The sequence below is a fragment of the Amycolatopsis thermoflava N1165 genome (assembly GCF_000473265.1).
GTDB lineage: Bacteria > Actinomycetota > Actinomycetes > Mycobacteriales > Pseudonocardiaceae > Amycolatopsis_E > Amycolatopsis_E thermoflava.
This window is the reverse complement of record NZ_KI421511.1, coordinates 4,166,891-4,188,417: the sequence shown is the minus strand read 5'-3', so window position 1 is coordinate 4,188,417 and position 21,527 is coordinate 4,166,891. Positions and strand designations below refer to the sequence as shown.

The 21,527-nt window shown below is 71.1% G+C and carries 17 protein-coding genes, 2 tRNA genes and 1 pseudogene; 14 read left to right on the top strand and 6 right to left on the bottom strand.

What is annotated here, in order from left to right; translation table 11 throughout:
* The first annotated feature begins 28 nt into the window (after positions 1-28).
* The 8 genes from ilvC to AMYTH_RS45370 all read left to right on the top strand — a co-directional run bounded on the left by ilvC (position 29) and on the right by AMYTH_RS45370 (position 12,517).
* Entirely contained in the window at positions 29-1,042 is a 1,014-nt protein-coding gene (gene ilvC / locus AMYTH_RS0120625; protein WP_017987460.1) for a ketol-acid reductoisomerase, read from the top strand.
* Positions 1,043-1,119: 77 nt separating this feature from the next.
* Positions 1,120-1,362, top strand: a complete 243-nt coding sequence (locus AMYTH_RS0120620; RefSeq protein ID WP_027931907.1) for a DUF397 domain-containing protein — start codon at positions 1,120-1,122, stop codon at positions 1,360-1,362.
* 472 nt (positions 1,363-1,834) lie between these two features.
* Positions 1,835-3,433 carry a phosphoglycerate dehydrogenase gene (serA, locus tag AMYTH_RS0120615; protein WP_027931906.1) on the top strand — a complete coding sequence of 533 codons (1,599 nt, stop codon included), beginning with the start codon at positions 1,835-1,837 and terminating at the stop codon, positions 3,431-3,433.
* A 109-nt stretch (positions 3,434-3,542) separates the two neighbouring features.
* Positions 3,543-6,851, top strand: coding sequence for a S8 family serine peptidase (locus tag AMYTH_RS0120610; RefSeq protein ID WP_027931905.1), 3,309 nt, complete (start codon positions 3,543-3,545; stop codon positions 6,849-6,851).
* Positions 6,852-7,017: 166 nt separating this feature from the next.
* Positions 7,018-8,061 (top strand): 3-isopropylmalate dehydrogenase, encoded by a 1,044-nt coding sequence (locus AMYTH_RS0120605; protein WP_020421964.1) that lies wholly within the window; start codon positions 7,018-7,020, stop codon positions 8,059-8,061.
* Between the two features lie 233 nt (positions 8,062-8,294).
* On the top strand, positions 8,295-9,896 hold the full coding sequence (gene cimA / locus AMYTH_RS0120600) for a citramalate synthase (RefSeq protein WP_027931904.1): 1,602 nt from the start codon (positions 8,295-8,297) through the stop codon (positions 9,894-9,896).
* Between the two features lie 85 nt (positions 9,897-9,981).
* Positions 9,982-11,922, top strand: a complete 1,941-nt coding sequence (locus AMYTH_RS50405) for an AMP-binding protein (protein ID WP_037323965.1) — start codon at positions 9,982-9,984, stop codon at positions 11,920-11,922.
* Positions 11,923-11,935: 13 nt separating this feature from the next.
* Entirely contained in the window at positions 11,936-12,517 is a 582-nt protein-coding gene (locus tag AMYTH_RS45370; RefSeq protein ID WP_051362765.1) for a cupin domain-containing protein, read from the top strand.
* Here AMYTH_RS45370 and AMYTH_RS50400 read toward each other — a convergent pair.
* The 3 genes and pseudogenes from AMYTH_RS50400 to AMYTH_RS51230 all read right to left on the bottom strand — a co-directional run.
* Positions 12,463-12,663 (bottom strand): hypothetical protein, encoded by a 201-nt coding sequence (locus tag AMYTH_RS50400; RefSeq protein ID WP_027931902.1) that lies wholly within the window; start codon positions 12,661-12,663, stop codon positions 12,463-12,465. The genes AMYTH_RS45370 and AMYTH_RS50400 overlap by 55 nt on opposite strands.
* On the bottom strand, positions 12,657-13,214 hold the full coding sequence (locus AMYTH_RS50395; RefSeq protein WP_027931901.1) for a hypothetical protein: 558 nt from the start codon (positions 13,212-13,214) through the stop codon (positions 12,657-12,659). Before AMYTH_RS50395 ends, AMYTH_RS50400 begins: the two co-directional genes overlap by 7 nt.
* Before the next feature lie 229 nt (positions 13,215-13,443).
* Positions 13,444-13,674 (bottom strand): annotated as a pseudogene (locus tag AMYTH_RS51230) (Rieske 2Fe-2S domain-containing protein); the annotation flags it as partial.
* 118 nt (positions 13,675-13,792) lie between these two features.
* On the opposite strand from AMYTH_RS51230, the gene AMYTH_RS0120575 reads away from it, so the two are divergent.
* Complete coding sequence (locus tag AMYTH_RS0120575) at positions 13,793-14,551, top strand: fumarylacetoacetate hydrolase family protein (RefSeq protein WP_017987469.1); 759 nt, start codon at positions 13,793-13,795, stop codon at positions 14,549-14,551.
* A 594-nt stretch (positions 14,552-15,145) separates the two neighbouring features.
* Here the strand turns inward: AMYTH_RS0120575 and AMYTH_RS0120570 are convergent.
* A complete protein-coding gene (locus tag AMYTH_RS0120570) occupies positions 15,146-16,378 on the bottom strand; it encodes an FAD-dependent oxidoreductase (protein WP_027931900.1) in 1,233 nt (410 codons plus the stop codon).
* Positions 16,379-16,468: 90 nt separating this feature from the next.
* Between AMYTH_RS0120570 and gltX the strand changes: the two genes are divergently transcribed.
* From gltX to AMYTH_RS0120550, 4 genes are all read left to right on the top strand, one after another.
* Entirely contained in the window at positions 16,469-17,950 is a 1,482-nt protein-coding gene (gene gltX / locus AMYTH_RS0120565; RefSeq protein WP_027931899.1) for a glutamate--tRNA ligase, read from the top strand.
* Positions 17,951-18,129: 179 nt separating this feature from the next.
* A complete protein-coding gene (locus AMYTH_RS0120560; RefSeq protein ID WP_027931898.1) occupies positions 18,130-18,822 on the top strand; it encodes an HAD family hydrolase in 693 nt (230 codons plus the stop codon).
* A 93-nt stretch (positions 18,823-18,915) separates the two neighbouring features.
* Positions 18,916-18,987 (top strand) — tRNA-Gln (locus AMYTH_RS0120555).
* Between the two features lie 64 nt (positions 18,988-19,051).
* A tRNA-Glu gene (locus AMYTH_RS0120550) sits at positions 19,052-19,124 on the top strand.
* A gap of 163 nt (positions 19,125-19,287) precedes the next feature.
* Here the strand turns inward: AMYTH_RS0120550 and AMYTH_RS0120545 are convergent.
* Positions 19,288-20,160, bottom strand: coding sequence for a DUF11 domain-containing protein (locus tag AMYTH_RS0120545; RefSeq protein WP_228684883.1), 873 nt, complete (start codon positions 20,158-20,160; stop codon positions 19,288-19,290).
* 189 nt (positions 20,161-20,349) lie between these two features.
* On the opposite strand from AMYTH_RS0120545, the gene AMYTH_RS0120535 reads away from it, so the two are divergent.
* On the top strand, positions 20,350-20,889 hold the full coding sequence (locus tag AMYTH_RS0120535) for a GNAT family N-acetyltransferase (protein WP_027931895.1): 540 nt from the start codon (positions 20,350-20,352) through the stop codon (positions 20,887-20,889).
* Positions 20,890-20,922: 33 nt separating this feature from the next.
* Here AMYTH_RS0120535 and AMYTH_RS0120530 read toward each other — a convergent pair whose 3' ends face one another.
* On the bottom strand, positions 20,923-21,522 hold the full coding sequence (locus tag AMYTH_RS0120530) for a class F sortase (protein WP_027931894.1): 600 nt from the start codon (positions 21,520-21,522) through the stop codon (positions 20,923-20,925).
* Between the last annotated feature and the right edge of the window lie 5 nt (positions 21,523-21,527).

Sequence of the window (21,527 nt, the reverse complement as noted above, 5' to 3'; positions counted from 1 at the left end):
TTAGAACCGAAAGGAATCAGTTCCCCTCATGTCAGTCGAAATCTTCTACGACGACGACGCCGATCTCAGCATCATCCAGGGTCGCAAGGTCGCCGTGATCGGTTACGGCAGCCAGGGCCACGCGCACGCGCTGAGCCTGCGCGACTCCGGGGTCGATGTGCGCATCGGTCTTCCGGAGGGGTCGAAGTCGCGCGCGAAGGCCGAGGAGGAGGGCCTGCGGGTGCTCACCCCGGCGGAGGCGTCCGCCGAGGCCGACCTGATCATGATCCTCGCGCCGGACACCAAGCAGCGCTTCATCTACAGCGAGGACATCGAGCCGAACCTGAAGGACGGCGATGCCCTCTTCTTCGGCCACGGCTTCAACATCCGCTACGAGCTGATCAAGCCGCCGGCCAATGTGGACGTGGCGATGGTCGCGCCGAAGGGCCCCGGCCACCTGGTCCGCCGCCAGTTCGTCGACGGCAAGGGCGTGCCCGCTCTGATCGCGGTCGAGCAGGACGCCTCCGGCAACGCGCAGGCGCTCGCGCTGTCCTACGCCGCCGCCATCGGTGGCGCCCGCGCCGGGGTCATCAAGACCACCTTCAAGGAGGAGACCGAGACCGACCTGTTCGGTGAGCAGGCCGTCCTCTGCGGTGGCGCCTCCGCGCTGGTGCAGACCGGGTTCGAGGTGCTGACCGAGGCCGGTTACGCGCCCGAGATCGCCTACTTCGAGGTGCTGCACGAGCTGAAGCTCATCGTCGACCTCATGTACGAGGGCGGCATCGCCCGGATGCGCTACTCGATCTCCGACACCGCCGAGTACGGCGACCTCACCCGCGGCCCGCGTGTCATCACGCCCGCGGTGAAGGAGGAGATGAAGAAGATCCTGGGCGAGATCCAGGACGGCACCTTCGCCCGCGAGTGGGTCGGCGAGGACGAGGCGGGCCGGGCCAACTTCCGCAAGCTGCAGGAAGCCGGCGAGCAGCACCCGATCGAGGAGACCGGGAAGAAGCTGCGCGGCCTGATGTCGTGGGTCGACCGGCCGATCACCGAGACCGCCTGATTTTTCGGCGCGAAGGGACCGCTCCGGGGTGCGCCCCCGGGGCGGTCCCTTTTCGTTCCCGGAGTTACCGTGATCACGTGGACGACAAGGTGCGGGTTCGCGAGGAACTGGATCTCACCGGGGCGCGGTGGCAGGCCACCGAAGGCGAACTGGAGTTCGCGCAGGTCGAGCACGTCGACGGTCTCGTCTACACGGCGCTTCGCAAGGCGACCGACCCGGACGGGCCGGTCCTGGTCTTCACACCGTCCGAATGGGACGCATTCGTGGCCGGCGCGAGGGACGGCGAGTTCCACGACCTCGCCGGGCTGACCGCGGACTGAGCGGCCGCGAGCAGTTCCGGCAGGGTCCCGGCCGCGGTCGCGAAGGCCACAACGGCGGTTGTGACCACCAGCCCGGGATCGGCGTCCTGGTGGAAGACGACGTCCAGCGGGGTGAGTCCGTGCTGGTCCCGAACCCGACACCGAAGGGGTGCGTGACGCGCGCGTCCGCGGCGTAGCAGCCCGCGTGGGTGGCCGGCGGACTGGTCAGGGCCCGGCGCACGACCGCGCTCGGCGTGTGCCCTCCGGTGCCGGGTGGGTGGCTGCCCCGACCCCGGTGAAGTCCCCGCGGGCGGCGGCCATCCGCATGCGGTCGTGGGGAGCGAGCCACGGCACCGGTGCGGAGCCCGCACTCCGCTTGCGCGTCCGCGATCTTGTTCCCGCCGGGTTGCGCTCCCGTTAACAGGCCCGGTGAGCAGCGCGACTAGACTCGCGGGCGTCGTTTGAGCCCAGCCGCGTCAACGGGAGCCCCATCGTGACCAACCCCAGCAAGCCGGTCGTCCTCATCGCCGAAAAGCTCGCCCCGTCCACGCTGGCCGTGTTCGGCGACGAGGTCGAGGTCCGGCACGTGGACGGCACCGACCGCCCCGCGCTGCTGGAGGCCGTCAAGTCCGCCGACGCGCTGCTGGTCCGCTCCGCCACCAAGGTGGACGCCGAGGTGCTGGCCGCCACCACGCGCCTGAAGGTCGTCGCCCGCGCGGGTGTCGGCCTGGACAACGTCGAGGTGCCCGCCGCCACCGCGCGCGGCGTGCTCGTGGTGAACGCCCCGACCTCGAACATCGTCTCGGCCGCCGAGCACGCCGTCGCGCTGCTGCTCGCCGTGGCGCGCCGCGTGCCCGCCGCCGACCAGAGCCTGCAGGGCGGCGCCTGGAAGCGCAGCCAGTTCACCGGTGTCGAGCTGAACGGCAAGACCATCGGTGTCGTCGGCTTCGGCAAGATCGGCCAGCTGTTCGCGCAGCGCCTCGCCGCGTTCGACACCAAGATCGTCGCCTACGACCCGTACGTGCCCGCCGCTCGCGCCGCCCAGCTCGGCGTCGAGATGCTCAGCCTGGACGAGCTGCTCGCGCGGGCCGACATGATCTCGATCCACCTGCCGAAGACCCCGGAGACCAAGGGCCTGATCGACGCCGAGGCGCTGAAGAAGACCAAGCCGGGCGTCATCATCGTCAACGCCGCCCGCGGTGGCCTCGTCGACGAGGACGCGCTGGCCGAGGCCATCCGCAACGGCCACGTCGGCGGCGCCGGCATCGACGTGTTCGTCACCGAGCCGACCACCGAGAGCCCGCTCTTCGGCCTGCCCAACGTCGTCGTCACCCCGCACCTGGGCGCCTCGACCGCCGAGGCGCAGGACCGCGCGGGCACCGACGTCGCCCGGTCGGTGCTGCTCGCGCTGCGCGGCGACTTCGTGCCGGACGCGGTGAACGTCGCCAGCGGTGGCGTGGTGGGCGAGGAGGTCCGCCCGTACCTGCCGCTGACCCAGAAGCTGGGCACCGTGCTGGCCGCGCTGAGCCAGAAGGCGCCGTCGGCGGTCACCGTCGAGGTGCGCGGCGAGCTGTCGTCGGAGGACGTCAGCGTGCTGTCGCTGGCCGCGCTGCGGGGCGTGTTCGCCGGCGTGGTCGAGGACCAGGTCACGTTCGTCAACGCGCCGCGCCTGGCCGAGGAGTTCGGCGTGCGCACCGAGATCGTCACCGAGCCGGAGAGCCCGAACTGGCGCAGCCTGGTCACCGTCCGCGCGGTGCACGACGACGGCACCACGCTGTCGGTGTCGGGTTCGGTCACCGGCAACAACCAGGTGGAGAAGCTGGTGGAGGTCAACGGCCGCCACTTCGACCTGCGCGCCGAGGGCCACATGCTGCTCCTGGAGTACCCGGACCGCCCCGGCATCATGGGCCGCGTCGGCACCCTCCTGGGTGAGGCGTCGATCAACATCGAGGCGGCGCAGATCAGCCAGACCACCGACAGGTCGGACGCGGTGATGATCCTGCGCGTCGACCGCGAGGTGGACTCCCACCTGCTGGAGCCGATCGCCGCGACCGTCGGCGCGCGCACCATCCGCGCCGTCACGTTCGCATAACGCGCACTACCTCCCAAAGTCGGATTACTCCGATGCGCTCTAGGCGCATCGCGGGAGCACCGGCTAAGTTCGCACCCTCGCCTTGATCGGAGTGAGGGTGCGAACAAGCATGAGAAACACGACCCGGCGGTCGCTCGCCGCCGTCTTCGCCGCCGCGCTCGCCGCGACCGGTTTCGCGTCGGGCAGCGCGGCGGCCCAGGACGAGCCGCTGGCGGCGGGCAAACCCGTGGCCAAAGTGTCCGCGGACGGCCTGCAGGGCAAGCTGTCCCCACGGCTGGCGTCGGCCGCGGGCCGGACGACGGCCTTCATCGAGCTGACCCAGCAGCCCGCGGTGGACGCGTTCAACGCCGAGCGCGGCGCGGGCAAGGACCGCGCCAGGCAGGCGGCGAACAACGCGCGGGCCGGGGTCGCCGGGGTGGTGAACTCCGTGCTCGGCCAGCTGCGTTCGCTCGACGCGGGCACCGAGGTGCTCTACTCGACCGCGAACGCCGTGTCCGGTGTCGTGGTGACCGCCGACGCCGCGAAGATCCGCGAACTGGCCGCTCGCCCGGACGTCGCGTCGATCCGCACGGTCGTGCCGAAGACCCGTAGCAACAACAGCGCCGCGCAGCTGACCAACACGCTCAACGCCTGGCAGCAGACCGGCCGCCTCGGCGACGGCATCAAGGTCGGGGTCATCGACGACGGCATCGACTACACCCACGCCGACTTCGGCGGCCCCGGCACGAAGGCGGCCTACGACTCGGTCGACCGGGACGCGCCGACGCCGCTGTTCCCCAACGCCAAGGTGGTCGGCGGCACCGACCTGGTCGGCGACGAGTACGACGCGGGCACCGAGGGCGCGGACACCCCGAAGCCGGACCCCAACCCGATCGCCTGCGGTGAGCACGGCACGCACGTCGCCGGCACGGTCGGCGGCTACGGCGTCAACGCCGACGGCAGCACCTTCACCGGCGACTACTCGAAGCTGACCGCCGAGTCGCTGAACGCCATGAAGATCGGTCCGGGCATGGCGCCCAAGGCCTCGCTGTACGCGATCAAGGTGTTCGGCTGCGAGGGTTCCACCGACGTCACGTCGCAGGCGCTGGACTGGGCGCTGGACCCCAACGGCGACGGTGACTTCGACGACCACCTCGACATCGTCAACCTGTCGCTGGGCAGCGACTTCGGCGCGCCCGACGACCCGGACTCACTGTTCGTGCGCAAGCTGGCCGCGAACAACGTCCTGTCGGTCATCGCCGAGGGCAACGGCGGCGACCTCTACGACGTCGGCGGCTCGCCGGGCAACACGCCCGAGGCGCTGACCGTGGCGTCCAGCCGGGACGTGTCGGTCCTGCGCGACGCGGCGGACGTGACCGCCCCGGCCGGTGTCGCCGGCCCCAAGGGCGGCCAGTACAGCCAGAACTACACCGGCTACGACACCCTGGACCGCACCTCGGCGGTGGCGAAGCTGTCCTCGGCCAACGCCGACGGCTGCGCGCCCTACTCCGACGCCGACAAGGCCGCGGTCGCGGGCAAGTTCGCGTGGCTGGAGTGGGACGACAACGACGCCACCCGCGCCTGCGGTTCGGCTGCTCGCGCCAACAACGCGCAGGCCGCCGGCGCCACCGGCGTCCTGCTGTCGTCCAGCCTGGAGCACTTCGCCGCGGGCATCGCGGGCAACTCGGCCATCCCCATGTTCCAGTTCACCGCGTCGGCGACCAGCCAGATCCGCCCGGCGCTGGACGCGGGCACGCTGACCGTCCGCCTGTACGGGGCAGGCCGCGCCAGCCTGCAGACCTACGACCCGGCGATCGTGGACACCCCGAGCTCGTTCACCTCGCGCGGCGTGCGCGGCCCGGCCGTCAAGCCGGACGTGTCCGCGCCCGGTGACACGATCTCGTCCGCCCTGCGCGGCAGCGGCAACAACCGCACCGTGCTGTCCGGCACGTCGATGGCGACGCCGCTGACCGCCGGCGTCACCGCGCTGCTGCGGCAGGCGCACCCCGACTGGTCCGTCGAGGAGATCAAGGCCCTGGTGATGAACACCGCCGGGCACGACATCGTCGCCGACGGCAAGACCTACGCGCCGCAGCGCGTCGGTGCCGGGCGGCTGGACACGCAGGCCGCGCTGAACGACCAGGTGCTGGCCTACTCGCGGGACGACCGGGGCGCCGTCAGCGTCACCTTCGGCACCGTCGAGGTGGACCGGCCGACGACGATCACCAAGACCATCCAGGTGGTCAACAAGGGCGACAGCTGGGCCCGCTACGCCGTGGCCTACGAGGGCATCACCAACCTGCCCGGCGTGCAGTACGAGCTGTCCGACCGGTCCGTGTCGCTGCCGCCGCGCGGCACCGCGTCGGTCCGCGTCACGCTGCGGATCACCGACCCCACGGCGCTGCGCAAGGTCATCGACCCGACGGTGGCGACGGAGCAGGCCGGGATGGCCCGCCAGTTCGTCGCCGACGCCTCCGGGCGCGTCGTGCTCAGCCCGCCGCCCGGCGGGAGCAAGCCGACGCTGCGCGTGCCGGTCTACGCGGCGCCGAAGCCGGTGTCGTCGATCGACACCCCGAAGTCGTTGAACTTCGCGGCCGACACCGCGCGCTTCACGCTCACCGGCCGCGGCGTCGACCAGGGCACCGGGAGCCAGCGCTACGAGTCGCTGGTCAGCGTGCTGGAGCTGCAGGGCGAGTCCCCGCGGCTGCCGGAGTGCCGCGGCAGGGTGACCGACGGCTGCACGATCAACGACACGGCCAAGGGCGGTGACCTGCAGTACGTCGGGGCGGCGTCCACCATCGCGCAGGCGCGGCAGCAGGGCCACGCCGACCAGGCGTTGCTCGCGTTCGGGATCTCGACCTGGGGCAACTGGGCGAACCTGGGCAGCAACACGATCCCGTTCGTCGACATCGACACCACCGGCGACGGCGTGCCCGACTTCGAGTCCTACGTCGCGAAGGCGAGCGGCACCGACGTCTGGCTGGTCAACACCGTGGACCTGAACGCCGCGGGCTTCCCCACCGTGGACGTCCAGGCGGTCAACGGCCAGCTCGGTGACGTGGACACCAACGTGTTCGACACCAACGTCGTGCTGCTGCCGGTCAGCATCACGGCGCTGGGCATCGACCCGGCCGCGGCCTCGCACAAGATCAGCTACACCGTCGGCACCACCGGGTACTACGTGGCGCCCAGCAGCGAGAACGGGCTCATCGACGCCATCGGCACGCCGATGACGTTCGACGCGCTCGCGCCGGCCTACTCGGTCGCCGGTGCCAACGGGTCCGCGCTGATGTACTCGGCGAAGCCCGGCACGGCGCTCGACGTCACGCGCAACCCGGCGTCGGCCGACACGGTGCTCGGGCTGCTCGCGCTGAAGCACCACAACGGCAACGGCAACCGGGTGAGCGTGATCCGGGTGAACGGGGGTAGCCGGCCCTGACGACCGGGGCCACTCCGCCGATCGGGTGTCTCACTTCTCGGGAGATTCCGTCATAAGGGTGGTGCCGCTTCGGCTCGTTGGCGACAGCCGGTAACCTGCCGTCGCTGGAGTATGTGGGCAAACGGGTGCGAACGAGCCTCGTGGCCCTGATCGACGGAGGTGTCTGATGCGGCTGGCGGTGATCCCAGGTGATGGGATCGGACCCGAAGTGATCACCGAGGCCCTGAAGGTACTCGGCGAGGTCGCTCCCACGGTGGAGTACACGAACTACGACCTCGGCGCGGCCCGCTGGCACGCCACCGGCGAGCTGCTCCCCGAGTCGGTCCTCGGTGAGCTCCGGCAGCACGACGCCATCCTGCTGGGCGCGGTCGGCGACCCGACCGTGCCCAGCGGGATCCTGGAGCGGGGCCTGTTGCTCCGCCTGCGGTTCGAGCTGGACCACCACGTGAACCTGCGCCCGGCCAAGCTGTACCCGGGTGTGCGCGGCCCGCTGGCCGACAGCAACGCCGAGATCGACATGGTGGTCGTGCGCGAGGGCACCGAGGGCCCGTACGCGGGCAACGGCGGCCTGCTGCGCAAGGACACCGAGCACGAGATCGCCACGGAGGTCAGCGTCAACACCGCGTTCGGCATCCGCCGCGTGGTGTCCGACGCGTTCAAGCGGGCCGAGGAGCGGCCGCGCAAGCACCTCACGCTGGTGCACAAGACCAACGTGCTGCTGCACGCCGGTTCGCTGTGGTCGCGGATCGTCGAGGAGGTGTCGCTCGAGCACCCGGAGGTCACGGTCTCCTACTCGCACGTCGACGCCGCCACGATCCACATGGTCACCGACCCCGGCCGCTTCGACGTGATCGTCACCGACAACCTGTTCGGCGACATCATCACCGACCTGGCTGCCGCCGTGACCGGTGGCATCGGCCTCGCGGCCAGCGGCAACCTGGACATCACGCGCCGCAACCCGAGCATGTTCGAGCCGGTGCACGGCAGCGCGCCGGACATCGCCGGGCAGGGCATCGCCGACCCGACCGCCGCGGTGCTGTCGGTTTCGCTGCTGCTGGACCACCTGGGCCAGCGCGAGGCGGCCCGCCGCATCGAGGCGTCCGTCGCCTTCGACCTGGCGACCCGCGACCAGGCCAACCCGGGCACCACGCAGGCGATCGGTGACCGCCTGGCCGCCCTGGTCTCGTCGAACACGCGACCGGTCGCCTGATCGTTTCCCGCGCCGTGGAGGCCATCCCCGCTTCGGGGGTGGCCTCCGCCGCATTTTTGCCCTTTCGCGCACCGGTGTGGCATGATGCGGGCATGGCTTCCTCTTTCGCCGTGATCATTATCGGCAGGCGCGCCGGGTAGTGTCCGCATCGGACACCTGGCGCGCAGACCTCTCGCATCCGCGGGAGGTTTTTTTGTTGCCCGAGAAGCCTTCCACCACGCAAGGAGATGACCGTGACCCGCACGGAGCCAGCCGGACTGCCGCTCGGTGACGACTTCCACCTGTACGACACGACTTTGCGGGACGGCGCCCAGCGCGAGGGCATTTCCTACTCGGTGGCGGACAAGCTCGCCGTCGCGCGTCTGCTGGACGAGCTGGGTGTGGGCTTCATCGAGGGCGGCTGGCCGGGCGCGCTGCCGAAGGACACCGAGTTCTTCGCCCGCGCCGCGGACGGGGAGCTGATCCTCAAGCACGCGGCGCTCGTCGCGTTCGGATCGACGCGCAAGGCGGGCACGACGGCGGCGGAGGACGCCCAGGTGCGGGCGCTGCTCGACTCGCGGGCGCCGGTGGTGACGCTGGTCGCGAAGTCCGACCGCCGCCACATCGAGCGCGCGTTGCGCGTGGACGTCGACGAGGCCTGCGCGATGGTCGCCGACACCGTGTCGTTCCTGGTCGGTGAGGGGCGCCGGGTGTTCCTCGACGCCGAGCACTTCTTCGACGGCTACGCCTTCGACCCGGACACCGCGCTGCGCGTGCTGGAAGCCGGGTTCACCGCAGGCGCCGACGTCGTCGTGCTGTGCGACACCAACGGCGGCCAGCTGCCGCTCGGGATCGCCGAAACCGTGCGGGAAGTCGCCGCACGCACCGGTTTCCGCCTCGGCATCCACTGCCAGGACGACACTTCCTGCGCCGTCGCCAACAGCATCGCGGCGGTGCAGGCCGGCGCGACGCACGTGCAGTGCACCGCGAACGGGTACGGGGAGCGGGCCGGCAACGCCGACCTGTTCGCCGTGACGGGAAACCTCGTGGCCAAGCTCGGGATGGACGTGCTCCCCACCGGGGGCGCCGCCGAGCTGACCCGCGTCTCCCATGCCCTTGCCGAAATCGCGAACATCGCACCCGACACCCACCAGGCCTACGTCGGGTCGTCGGCCTTCGCCCACAAGGCGGGGCTGCACGCGAGCGCGATCAAGGTGGATCCGTTGCTGTACAACCACATCGATCCATCTTCCGTCGGCAACGACATGCGGGTCCTGGTCACCGAGATGGCCGGCAGGGCCAGCCTGGAGCTCAAGGGACGTGAGCTCGGGGTGGACCTTGCCGGCCGGCCTGACGCGGTCACCAGCGTGGTGGCGAAGGTGAAGGAGCTGGAGGCCGAGGGCTGGTCGTTCGAGGCCGCCGACGCGTCGCTGGAACTGCTGCTGCGCGAGGAGGTCGACGGCCCGGCCGAGCCGCCGTTCACGCTGGAGTCCTACCGCGTCGTGCTGGACCACCGCGGCGACGGGGAGGTGATCTCCGAGGCGACGGTGAAGGTGCACGTCGCGGGGGAGCGGGTGATCGCGACCGCGGAGGGCAACGGCCCGGTGCACGCGCTGGACGCGGCGCTGCGGAAGGCCCTGTCGCCGTCGCTGTCCTGGTTGGACAGTGTCGAGCTGTCGGACTACAAGGTGCGGATCCTGCCGAGCCACCCGGGCAGCGACGCGGTGACCCGGGTGCTGCTGAAGTCCAGCGACGGCGACCAGGAGTGGACCACGGTCGGCGTGCACGGCAGCATCGTCGAAGCGAGCTGGCTCGCCCTGTGCGACGCCCTGGTGCACAAGAGCATGCGCGGCTAGGACTGTTCGCCACCTCGCGTGGCCGCCCTCGCGGCGGGACTCGCCTCTCTGCAACTGCCGGCCCTGAGCGGCCAGGGTGGGTGCGGTGGAGCCATGGCGGGCGATCCTCGACGGCCTCCCGGACAACGCCCGGGTGGTGCTGCGCTGCCCGACCGGCGACGCGTTCGCCGAGCTGCTGCTGGCCTGCGCCGACCGCAGGCTGGTGGCGGTTCCATTGCGCGCCCGTGTGCCGGACACCGAGGTGGCCAGGGTCGCCGCGGCGGTCGGAGCCTCCGCGGTGGTCGATGGGCCGCCCCGCGTGTCGCGGGTGAGCCTGCTCGACGGCGAGCCCGGTCATCCGGACGCCGCCGGCCTGGCGTTCCTCGTGCACACCCCGGGAGCCGGCCGGTGCGTCATGCTCGGCCGCGACGAGGTGGCAGGCAACGCGGCGCGGACCGCGGCCCTGCACGGCTTCTCGCCGGTCCGCCCGCACGCCACCGCGCTGCCGCTGCACCACGTCACCGCGCTCGTCATGTCGCTGGTCGGCACCCGGCTCACCGACGCGCCCCTGGTGCTGACCGAGAGGTTCGACCCCGTCACGTTCTTCGCGGCGGTCGAGGCGGAGGGTGCGCAGACCGCATCGCTTGTGCCGGCGCAGCTGCGCGATGTGGTCCGCGCCGGTGTGCACTGGCCGGACTGCCTGGAGTACGTGATCACCTCCGGCGCGCCGCTCTCGCGGGAACTGGCCGCGGACTTCGCCGCCCGGTACGGGCCGCGGTTGCGGCAGGCCTACGGGCTCACCGAGGCCGTCAACCTCAGCACCACCATGCCGCTGCTCGACGCCGCCGGGTTCCGGGAACAGTACGTGCGGCACCAGGGCCCGGTCGGGGTGCCGTTGCCGGGCACGGAGCTGCGCCTGGAGGACGGGGAGGTGTGGCTCCGTGCGCCGGAGCTGATGCGCGGGTACTGGGGCGCCCCGGAGGCGAGCCCGGTGACGCCGGACGGCTGGCTGCGCACCGGGGACCGCGGCGACCTGCGTGACGGTTTCCTGGTCCTGCACGGGCGTTCCGCGGAACTGATCGAGCGCGGCGGGCAGCGGCTGCACCCGGCGGACGTCGAGGGGGAGTGGCGGGCGGCCGGGCTGTCCGGGGAGTTCGCCGCGGTGGCGGTGCCGGAACCCGCGCTGGGCCACGAAGTCGCGCTCGTGGGCGCGGTGGCAGGGTTGCGGGGGGTGTGCCGGACCGCGCGGGTGCGGCCCGCGGTGTTCTCGTCTTCCGGGTTCCTGGCCGCGGAGAACGGGCAGCCGCTGCGCGACGCGATGGCGCGCGGGCTCACCGTGCGGCGGGAGAGCGCGTTGCGGTACGAGGAGCTGCTCGACCACGCCTGCCGTGCGGCGCGGGCGATCCTGGCCTCGCCGGTGCGGCCGGAGTGCGCGCGGGCGCGCCACGTGTACCGCGAGGCACTGGCGTTGACCGCGGCGCATTCCCCGCCGCGGCAGGCACTTCCGGGCACCCGCACCGCCGCGCACGACGCGCTGGACGCCCTCGTCGTGGCCTGGCCGGCTCTCGCGGAGGGCGCGCCGTTCGAGGAGTGGCGCCGCGTGCCGGCCGACTGGCCGATGTCGGTGTACGCCGAGTACGCGGCGGAAGTGGTGATCGCGTCGGGGCGCACGCGCGGCCGGGTACTGGACGCGGGACCGGACGATCTGGACAGTGGGCCGGGACCGGAGATGTTCGACACCATCGTGGCCACGAACACCGTGCACCGCGCCGCCGACAAGGAGATGGCGCTGCGGCGCCTGCGCGACATGCTCACCGATGGCGGACGGCTCGTCCTGGCCGAGGGCACGAGCCCGACCGCCGGGGCGACGCCGTGGGCGCTGGACCTGCTCTTCGCCGCCGTCGACGGCTGGTGGGACCGCGGTGGTCTCCGCGGCCGCTGGGAGTGGCTGCGCTTGCTCCGCGACGCCGGGTTCCGTGAACCGGGTTACGCCGCACTGCACGCGGGACACCACGACCTCGGCGGCGTCGTCTGGGCGACCAAGTAGGAAGGGGACGGCCGTGGCCGAACTCGAACTCGTCACGTGGGCCCGCAGCCGGGTCCACAGGGGACACACCGAACTGGACGTGCACCACGGCTCGCGCTCCACGGCGCTGCACGGCGCGCCCGCCGCGAGCGGGGACGCCCTGGTGTCCAACGGTGCCGTGGGCGCGGACCTGTTGCGCCTGCCCGCAGGCGCCGGGTTCGTGCCGCACACGCACCCCGGTCACCACGTGCTGGTGGTGACCGCGGGGATCGGCACGATCACCTACGCGGGCCGGATCCACGAGACCCGCGCCGGCCAGGTGTACCTCATCGAAGGCGAGGTGCCGCACGCCGTCGGCGCGATCACCGACCACGTCATCCTGGCCGTGGGCTCGCCGCACCGCGCGATCGACGCCGAGGACCGGATGGCGCCCGTGCCGTACGAGGAGGTCGTCTCGCTCGACGGTGAGCTGTGCTGCCTGATCTGTGACGTCATCACCAGCGCGCCGCGGCGGCCGCACGACGTGGGTTGCCCGCACTGCCCGTGCCACGCATGCGCCGGTCAGAACACCGGTTCGTCTGCGCCTGCCGGCACGGGGATCTCCAGCTCGACGTAGAACGCGTCGTCCGCGGCCTGTTCCAGCACGCTCACCGCGGTGCGGCAGACCGGGCACCGGGATCTCCGCCAGGATCCGGCGAAGATCCAGCGGCGGCAGCCTTCGCAGTAGCCCCAGCGCGGGGTTTCGTCGTGGCGTCTCAGCATCGGGTCACTCCGGTGCGCAGCCGGGCGAGCTCGGCGTGGTCGGGTTCGTCTTCGAGCCGTTCCAGGTGCTCGAAGACGCGGCGCAGCAGGACGACCGCACCGTCGGTCTTCACGGGCACGTCCTCGTGGCCCCGCTCGGGGTGGGCGAGCATCGATTGCTGAGCCTCGATCGCCCACCGGTACTCGCGGATCACCCAGGCGATCCCGTCCGCGACCCGGTCGGCCAGCTCCCGCGACCGGCAGCTCACGGTCCACCACCACCGCAGCCGCCCCGGCGCGACCGGCGTGTGCAGGTGGTGCAGGACGTACCCCTTCTCCCGCTCGCCGCCCAGCCCGGCCGGCCCGACGCGCAGTTCGATCCGCGTCAGGCCGGGGTTGAGCACGTGGTGGGTGTGCTCGCGGTCGACGACGTCGTAGCCGAACCAGTCCCGCATCACGTCGGGCAGCTGCTGGTCCCGGGCGCGGCGCACCGTCTTGACGGTCTCGACGCCGCCGATCGTCCGGCGTTCCAGGCGCATCGCGATCCGCGTGCCGCCGGACAGGCTCCGCACGTGCAGCGGGTAGGAGCGCCGGATGTCGAGCAGGGTTCTCCACCAGCAGGCGGCTGCTCGCCGCGACCTCCACCGGCTCGGAGCGGACCGTCGCCCAGCCCGGGATCTCGGGGGTGTCCGGCACGGCGACTCGTTGGGCGCGGCCGGGCGCGCCCGGCCACACCCAGACGAGTCCGTCCTTTTCGGTCACCGGGCGGCGGGGGAGCACGGTCGACGGCGCGGATCCGGGGGAGCACGGCCCCGGCTGGTCGTAGCAGATTCCGTGGTAGGCGCACTGCAGGTCGCCGCCGGACCGGAGCAGCGGGAACCGCTTGTGCCGGCACCGCCCGTCGTAGGCGACGACGTCACCGTCGACGGTCCGCCACAGCACGAGGGGCAGCCCCGCGACGACGGGTGCGTGCAGTCGGCCGCGCACGAAGTCGGGCGAGAATCCGGCGACGTACCAGGCGTTGGTGATCACCGAGCCTCCACGTTTCGGTCATCGAAATGAAAGTGCCGTTTAATGAGACGCCCGTGGGGTACCCCGTGTCAATGACCACCCGTGTGCCCGGGGGAGGGCGGCTGGTTAGGGTGGGTGGGTGCGTCTAGCTCGAGTTGCTCATGCCGGTGGGGTCGCCTTCGCTTCCGTCGACGGCGACGAGCTCCTGGAAATCGCCGACCACCCCTTCGGACAGCCGAACTACACGGGCAAGCGGTTCTCGCTTGCCGACGTTCGGCTGCTCGCGCCGATCCTCCCGTCGAAGGTGATCGCGATCGGCCGGAACTACGCGGAGCACGCGGCCGAGTTCGGCAACGAGGTGCCGCAGTCGCCGATGATGTTCCTCAAGCCGTCGACCAGCGTGATCGGCCCGAACGCCGCCATCAAGCTGCCCGCCGCGTCGCAGCGGGTGGACTTCGAGGGCGAGCTCGCGGTGGTCATCGGCCAGCCGATCCGCAACGTGAAGGCGGCGCAGGCCCCGGCGGCGATCCTCGGATACACGATCGCCAACGACGTCAGCGCTCGGGACCTCCAGAAGGCCGACGGCCAGTGGGGCCGCGCGAAGGGCTTCGACACGTTCTGCCCGCTCGGACCGTGGATCGAGACCGCCGTGGACGCCTCCGACCTGGCGATCCGCACCGAGGTCGACGGCGAGCTCAAGCAGGACTCGCGGACCTCGCTGCTGATCCACAAGATCCCCGAACTGGTGGAGTTCGTGTCCGGCGTGATGACGCTGCTGCCCGGCGACGTCATCCTCACCGGCACGCCCGCCGGAGTCGGCCAGATCACCGACGGCCAGACGGTGTCCATCACGATCGAGGGCATCGGCACACTGACCAACCCGGTACAGAACGCGTAGCGCCAGGGCTTTGAACCCAAGGTAGCTGGGTGGTCATCCCGTCGCCTGGAACTGGACGATCACCTTGAGCCAGGGCCGCAACCTCCGTCCTCACCGGCGGATCAAATGCCAACCTTGCGGCCCTGGCTCAAGGTGATATGCACAAACCGGAAGGCGACGGGATGACCACCCAGCGACCACCTCGCCAAGGTGGGACGAGGCACCCAACCCCTGGTCATCCCGGAGCCTGCCCGTCCGGCGAGGACTATCTTTTGATCTTTTCCGCCCTGCGGGCGGTGCGCCTCACGGCGCTCGAAAGGTCACCTTCCGACCACCCCCGCCCCCGATGCCTGATTGTGTTTCAGTCGCCGAGCAGCGGCGTCAAGGCGGGAAAGAGTACCTTGACCCCGCTGGTCGGCGACTAAAGATCGGCTGTGGATCGGGGGCGGGGGAGGTCTGGTTGGGGTAGTCGGTGTCGTTTCGTTGCCGGCTTGCGTTTTCGGGGCGGGGGAGGTCTGGTGCGTGGTCGGTCTTCTTTCGTTGCCGGCTTGCGGTTGCGGCGCGGGGGGTCTGGTTGGGGTAGTCGGTGTCGTTTCGTTGCCGGCTTGCGTTTTCTTATTTGCTTTCGGTGTTGTTGTTTCGCCGTGCCCATTTTGGTGCGTGCTCGGGCAGTAGGCCCACCCCGATGACGTAGGCGGGGATCCTCCGGGCCCACGGCACCGCGTTCATCACCGTCACCAGCGGCTTCGGCGGTCCGTTTCGCCGTCCCTCGATCGCCGGCCGGACGACTGCCCGGTGCATAAATCGCTGGATCGCCTGGACCACCATCGTCGGCAGCAATCGGCGCCGTCGGATCCGCGCCAGGTCCCGGGCAACCACTCCGCGCCGCAGGGGGACGGCCAGCAACCGGGCCGTCGCGACCGCGTCCTGCACCGCCAGGTTGATCCCCACACCCCCGATGGGCGACATGGCGTGAGCCGCGTCGCCGATGCACAGCACGCCGTTCCGGTGCCAGCGTGTCATCAGGTTCAGCCGCACGTCCAGGTGCTTCACGTCGTCCATCGAGGTGATCGCGTCCACCCGGTCCGCCAGCTGCGGCAGCACCGTTCTGATCCGGTCGCGGAACGCCTCCACGCCCTCGGCGCGCAACTGCCCGTCCAGTCCCTTCGCCGCCAGGTAGGCGACCTGGAAGTACTCCTCGCGCGGGATGATCACCGCGAAGTGCCCGTGTCGCATGCCCGGCATCAGCTCCGGCCGCTCCTCCCCGCGCCGGGGCAACCGCAGCCACCACGTGTCGAACGGCACCGGGAACTCCCGCGCCCGCAGGCCGGCCTCCCGCCGCACCACCGACCAACGACCGTCGCACCCCACGGTCAGGTCCGCCCGGATCTCCCCGGTCGCGCCGTCCGCCGTCCGGTACCGCACGCCCGCCACCCGGCCCGCCTCCCGCACCAGCGAAGTCACCTCGGTGCTCATCCGCAGGTGGAACGCGGGCTCGGCCCGGCCCGCGTCCGCCAGCAGGTCCAGCAGGTCCCACTGCGGCACCATCGCCAGGTACGGGTGCGCGATCCGCAGCCCGCGGAAATCCGCGATCGTCAGCGGGGGCGGGCCGGGCAGCGACACGGTGCTCAGCCTGCTCTGCGGCAGCTTCGCGAACCGCTCGCCGAGGCCCAGCTCGTCCAGTAGCTGCAGCGTCGACGGATGCACCGTGTCGCCCCGGAAGTCCCGCAGGAAGTCCGCGTGCTTCTCCAGCACGGTCACCTCCACCCCGGCCCGCGCCAGCAGCAGTCCGAGCACCATCCCGGCCGGTCCGCCACCGACGACGACGCAGGTCGTGCGCTCGACCACGGCCACCACCCCCTTAATTCATCCTGTGTTGAATAAGACCAGCATGGCGCTCTCCGAACGCCTGGTCAAGCGGGATAGGCTGAACGGGTTATGACTGAGACAGTCCGCGCCCGCTTCTGCCCGTCGCCCACCGGAACCCCGCACGTGGGGCTCATCCGCACGGCGTTGTTCAACTGGGCCTTCGCCCGGCACCACGGCGGCAGCCTGGTGTTCCGCATCGAGGACACCGACGCCGCCCGGGACAGCGAGGAGTCCTACCAGCAACTGCTGGAGGCGCTGCGCTGGCTCGGTCTCGACTGGGACGAGGGTCCCGACGCGGGCGGCGAGTACGGCCCGTACCGGCAGAGCGAGCGACGCGACATCTACGCCGACATCGCGCGCCGCCTGCTGGAGGCCGGCGAGCTGTACGAGGCGTTCTCCACCAACGAGGAGGTCGCCGAGCGCCGCAAGGCCAAGGGGCAGGACCCGCAGCTCGGCTACGACAACTTCGACCGCGACCTCACCGAGGAGCAGCGCGCCGCCTACCGCGCCGAGGGCCGCGCCCCGGTGCTGCGGCTGCGCATGCCGGACGAGGACCTCGCCTGGAACGACCTGGTGCGCGGTGACATCAGCTTCCCCGCGGGCTCGATCCCGGACCCGGTCCTGGTGCGCGCCAACGGCGATCCGCTCTACACGCTGACCAACCCGGTCGACGACGCGCTGATGCGGATCACGCACGTCCTCCGCGGTGAGGACCTGCTCCCGTCGACGCCGCGCCAGATCGCGCTGTACCGGGCGCTGGAGCGGATCGGTGTCGCGGAGTTCACGCCGCAGTTCGGCCACCTGCCGTACGTGATGGGCGAGGGCAACCGCAAACTGTCCAAACGGGACCCCCAGTCCAACCTGTTCAACTACCGCGACCGCGGGTTCATCCGCGAGGGCCTGCTGAACTACCTGGCCCTGCTCGGCTGGTCCATCGCCGACGACAGGGACACGTTCACGGTCGACGAGCTGGTCCAGGCGTTCGAGATCTCGAAGGTGAGCGCCAACCCGGCCCGCTTCGACGTCAAGAAGGCCGAGGCGATCAACGGCGTGCACGTCCGCGCCCTCGACGCCGAGGACTTCGTGCAGCGGGTCGTGCCCTACCTCCAGGCGGCCGAGCTGCTGCCCGCCGAGCCGAGCGAGGAGCAGCTGGCCAGGTGGCGCACCATCGCGCCGCTCGTCCAGGAGCGGGTGACCGTGCTCGGTGACGCGGCGCCGCTCGTGCGGTTCCTGTTCGTGCCGGAGGAGGAGTTCGCGCCCGAGGAGGACGCGGCCGCCAAGAACCTCAAGCCGGACGCCGAACCCGTGCTGCGCGCGTCGATCCAGGCGCTGGAGGCGCTGCCGTCGTGGGAGACCGCGGCCATCGAGCAGGCGCTCAAGGACGCCCTGGTCGAGGGCCTCGGCCTCAAGCCGCGCAAGGCTTTCGCCCCGGTTCGCGTCGCCATCACCGGTCGCACGGTGTCGCCGCCGCTGTACGAATCGATGGAGCTGCTCGGCCGGGAAGTTTCACTCGGACGTCTGCGTAACGCTCTGCCCGGCAACGCAGAGTAGAAGCAGTCGCCGTCGAAACGACGCACTGAATCACCTTGTCGGCCGAACCGCTCAGCGTAGTTCTCGCCTAGCCTCGCTGGGTGGATTTTGCGCGTCCCGGCACACCAACCCGCGTCCGTGTCCCCGAGCCCGGTCTGGGGGATCCGGCGGATCCGTGGAGACCGTCCAGCCTGCGGCTGGTGTGCCTGGACATCGACGACACGTTGATCGACTTCACCTCCGCGGGCAAACGCGCGCTGTCGCTGCTGATCGGCCGGGCCGACCTGTGGCCGCTGTGGGAGCGAATCACCGACTGGCACGTCGCCCGTGTCGTCGCGGGGGAGATCGACTACGCGTCCATGCACCACCGGCGCACCCAGTGCTTCCTCGCCGAGATCGGCGTCGTGCTGGAAGCGGAGGACGTGGCCCGGTTCGAGCGCCGCCGCAAGGAGGTGCTGCGCAGCTCGTGGCGCCTCTTCGACGACGTCCTGCCCTGCCTGGAGTGGCTGCGCGCGGCGGACGTCCTCATCGCCGCTGTGACCAACGCCTCCGGCGCCCACCAGCGCGCCAAGCTCGCCGATCTGGGGCTCACCCGCTTCTTCGACCACGTGGCGATCGCCGGTGAGGTCGGGGCCGCCAAGCCCGATCCGGTGATGTTCCACGCCGTGTGCACGGTGCTCGACTGCGACCCGAGTGAGGCCGCCCACGTGGGCGACAAGCTGCATACCGACGCTGTCGGCGCCCGGGACGCCGGCCTGGAGGGGGTGTGGCTCGACCGGACCGGCGGTGACGCGGAGGTGCCGGAGGGCGTGCACGTCATCGGCGGGCTGGACGAGCTCCCGCAGCTGCTGGTCAGCGAGTTCGCGCGGATCGGCGTGCCCGCCCAGCGCTGAACCCCACCCCCCGGTTACGCACCGCTGACGGGGCTAGGCTATATTTCTTCCCAGCGGAGCTGCTCCGAGTCGCGAATCGGAGTGGCAAACCGTTGGGGTATGGTGTAATTGGCAGCACGACAGATTCTGGCTCTGTTAGTCTAGGTTCGAGTCCTGGTACCCCAGCTGCAAGAGGAAAAACCGCCTCTGGTAAGGTTCCTCTCGCAACAAGGGAAAGAGCAAGTGCCTAGCCCCCGTCGTCTAGCGGCCTAGGACGCCGGCCTCTCACGCCGGTAGCGTGGGTTCGAATCCCATCGGGGGTACGTACCGTCAAGGAGCGCTGACTCATCGAGTCAGCGCTCCTTGCTTTGTTGTGGGGTATGGCTTCGATGCTCCTCTCTGCCGTCGGGCACCGAGGTTGGTGAAAACTGGGCGGGCACCTGGCCCGGCGCCCGCCCAGTGATCGTCCACTCGGGATTGTTCAGGTCACGACACCGGGCGTCGCAGACGCCGGCGCAGCGCCCAGCCGCCGCCGAACAGGCCCAGCACCCCGGCGACACCCGCCGCCACCATCGGCACGGTCACGACCGTCACCGCGGCGTTGGAGGTGTTGTTCGCGGGTGCCGGGTCCGGCTGAATACCCCGCACGGTCGCGGTGTTGCGCATCAGCTCCACGGTGCCGTCCGCGGTCGCGGTCACCGTGATCTGGCTGCTCTGGCCCGCGGGCAGCAGCCCGCCGGTGCAGGTCAGGGGCGAACCGGAGACCGCGCAGCCCGGCGTGCTCGACGACACGTTCGTCAGCCCGGCCGGGATCTGGTCGGTGACCGTGTAGCCGGACGAGTCGCCGCGGCCGTCGTTCGTGACGACGAGCAGGTACGTCACCGTCTCGCCCGCGTTCACCTGCGGCGTCGCGGCCTTCGCGATCGCCGGGTCGGCCGGGAGCGGGGTGTTGGTGATGGTGCACGTGATGTCGTCACCGGGTTGCGGGGCCACCGCCTTGGTTCCCGCCCCCGACGGCAGCGCGGTCGTGCTGCCCGTGGTCGCGTTGCGGCACGTCCACGCCTGCGAGTAACTCGCCAGCGAACTGCCCGGGCTCGCGGCCTCGCTCAGGGTGTACCGACTGCCGTTCGCGCGTGGCAGCACGGTGAGTGTGCCGGTCGTCGCCGTCGCGGCGGTACCGATTCTGGCCGAGCCCGACAAGGTCATCACCGCGAACGCCACCGCTTCGCCGCCCCCGGTGCTTTGCAGCGTCTGGGAGAACGAGGTGGCCCCGACCGACTTGACCAGCACCGTGCCCCACGAGCCGTTGGTGCTGTTGGCGCCCGCGCAACTGACGGTCGTGGTGCCGAGACCGGTCACGCTGTTCTGACAGCCGCCCGCGCCCGCGCCGGGGGTGAGCCTGGTGGGCCCCCCGGGTTCGCCAGATGTCACTGCTCAGACCGGGTAGTGCGGGAAAACCTCACGGCGCTCATCCGAGCGGGGAAAGCGGCCTGTCCACCGTGGACAAACCGGATGACAGCGCAGGCAGGCCGGGCCTAAGCTCCGGGCATGGCCGAGATCACTCCCGCGCTCCAGGTGGCCCACACAGCCGATCTCGGCGCACCGGCCCTCGCCGCGGCCCGTGAGCTCTTGTACGACGTGTTCGAAGGCGACCTGACCGAGCACGACTGGGAGCACGCCCTCGGCGGTGTGCACGCCCTGCTGTGGGAGGGCCCGGAACTGGTGGCCCACGCGTCCGTGGTGCAGCGCAGGATGGTCCACAACGGGCGGGCCTGGCGCACCGGGTACGTGGAGGCCGTGGGAGTGCGCGCGGACCGCCGGCGGCGCGGCTACGGCGGCGTGGTGATGGAGCCCCTGGAGCGTGTGATTCGCGAGGCCTACGAGGCGGGTGCGCTCAGCGCGTCGGACGAGGCGATCCCGTTCTACCGCTCCCGCGGCTGGACGTGCTGGCGCGGGCCGCTGTCCGCGCTCACGCCGTCCGGGATCACGACGACGCCCGAAGAAGCGGGCGGGGTCTTCGTGCTCGGCACGTCGCTCGACCCGGACGGGGAGCTGACGTGCGACTGGCGCGACGGGGACGTCTGGTGAGCCGGTGGCGCCGCGGGTGCGGCGCCACCGGGGTCACGCCAGGTTCGCGTAGACGACGATGTTGTCGGTGTAGCTGTGCTCGGCGTGGTCGAACACACCGCCGCACGTGATGAGCCGCAGCTGCGGCCCGTCGGTGTTGCCGTAGACCGCGTCCTGCGGGAACTGGTCCTTGGGCACCTGCGTGGTGTGGTCGACCACGAACCGCAGCTGCTGCCCGTCGCTGCGGTCGACGAAGATCTCGTCGCCCGGCCGGACGTCCTTCAGCTTGTAGAAGACGCCCGGCTGGTGGTTGCCGTCCACGTGACCCAGGATGATCGCCGGGCCGACGTCGCCGGGCACGGGGGACAGGCGGTACCAGGCGGCCTGCATCGGCTTGTCGACCGACGGCACCGCGATCTCGCCGTCCTTGTTCACCGCGACCGAGATGAGCGAGGACTCCGCGCCGATCTTCGGAATCCGCACCTGGGTCGGGCGCAGCTTGTCGTAGGGCTTGGTCACCGGGACCGACGTGGTGGGCGCCGCGGCCTGCGTGGGCTGCGGATCGGAGCCGCAGCCGGTCAGGACGAGAGCGAGCAGAACCGCCGGGGCGGCCGCGAGAACGCGACCGCCCCGGCCGGTGAACGGGTTGCGCATGGCGG

What these genes read in the sequence shown, in the direction of transcription:
- ilvC (WP_017987460.1), top strand. Translation starts at nt 29, where the DNA reads ATGTCAGTCGAAATCTTCTACGACGACGACGCCGATCTCAGCATCATC.
- AMYTH_RS0120610 (WP_027931905.1), top strand. Translation starts at nt 3,543, where the DNA reads ATGAGAAACACGACCCGGCGGTCGCTCGCCGCCGTCTTCGCCGCCGCG.
- AMYTH_RS0120605 (WP_020421964.1), top strand. Translation starts at nt 7,018, where the DNA reads ATGCGGCTGGCGGTGATCCCAGGTGATGGGATCGGACCCGAAGTGATC.
- AMYTH_RS50400 (WP_027931902.1), bottom strand. Translation starts at nt 12,663, where the DNA reads ATGCTGAGACGCCACGACGAAACCCCGCGCTGGGGCTACTGCGAAGGC.
- gltX (WP_027931899.1), top strand. Translation starts at nt 16,469, where the DNA reads ATGACTGAGACAGTCCGCGCCCGCTTCTGCCCGTCGCCCACCGGAACC.
- AMYTH_RS0120535 (WP_027931895.1), top strand. Translation starts at nt 20,350, where the DNA reads ATGGCCGAGATCACTCCCGCGCTCCAGGTGGCCCACACAGCCGATCTC.
- AMYTH_RS0120530 (WP_027931894.1), bottom strand. Translation starts at nt 21,522, where the DNA reads ATGCGCAACCCGTTCACCGGCCGGGGCGGTCGCGTTCTCGCGGCCGCC.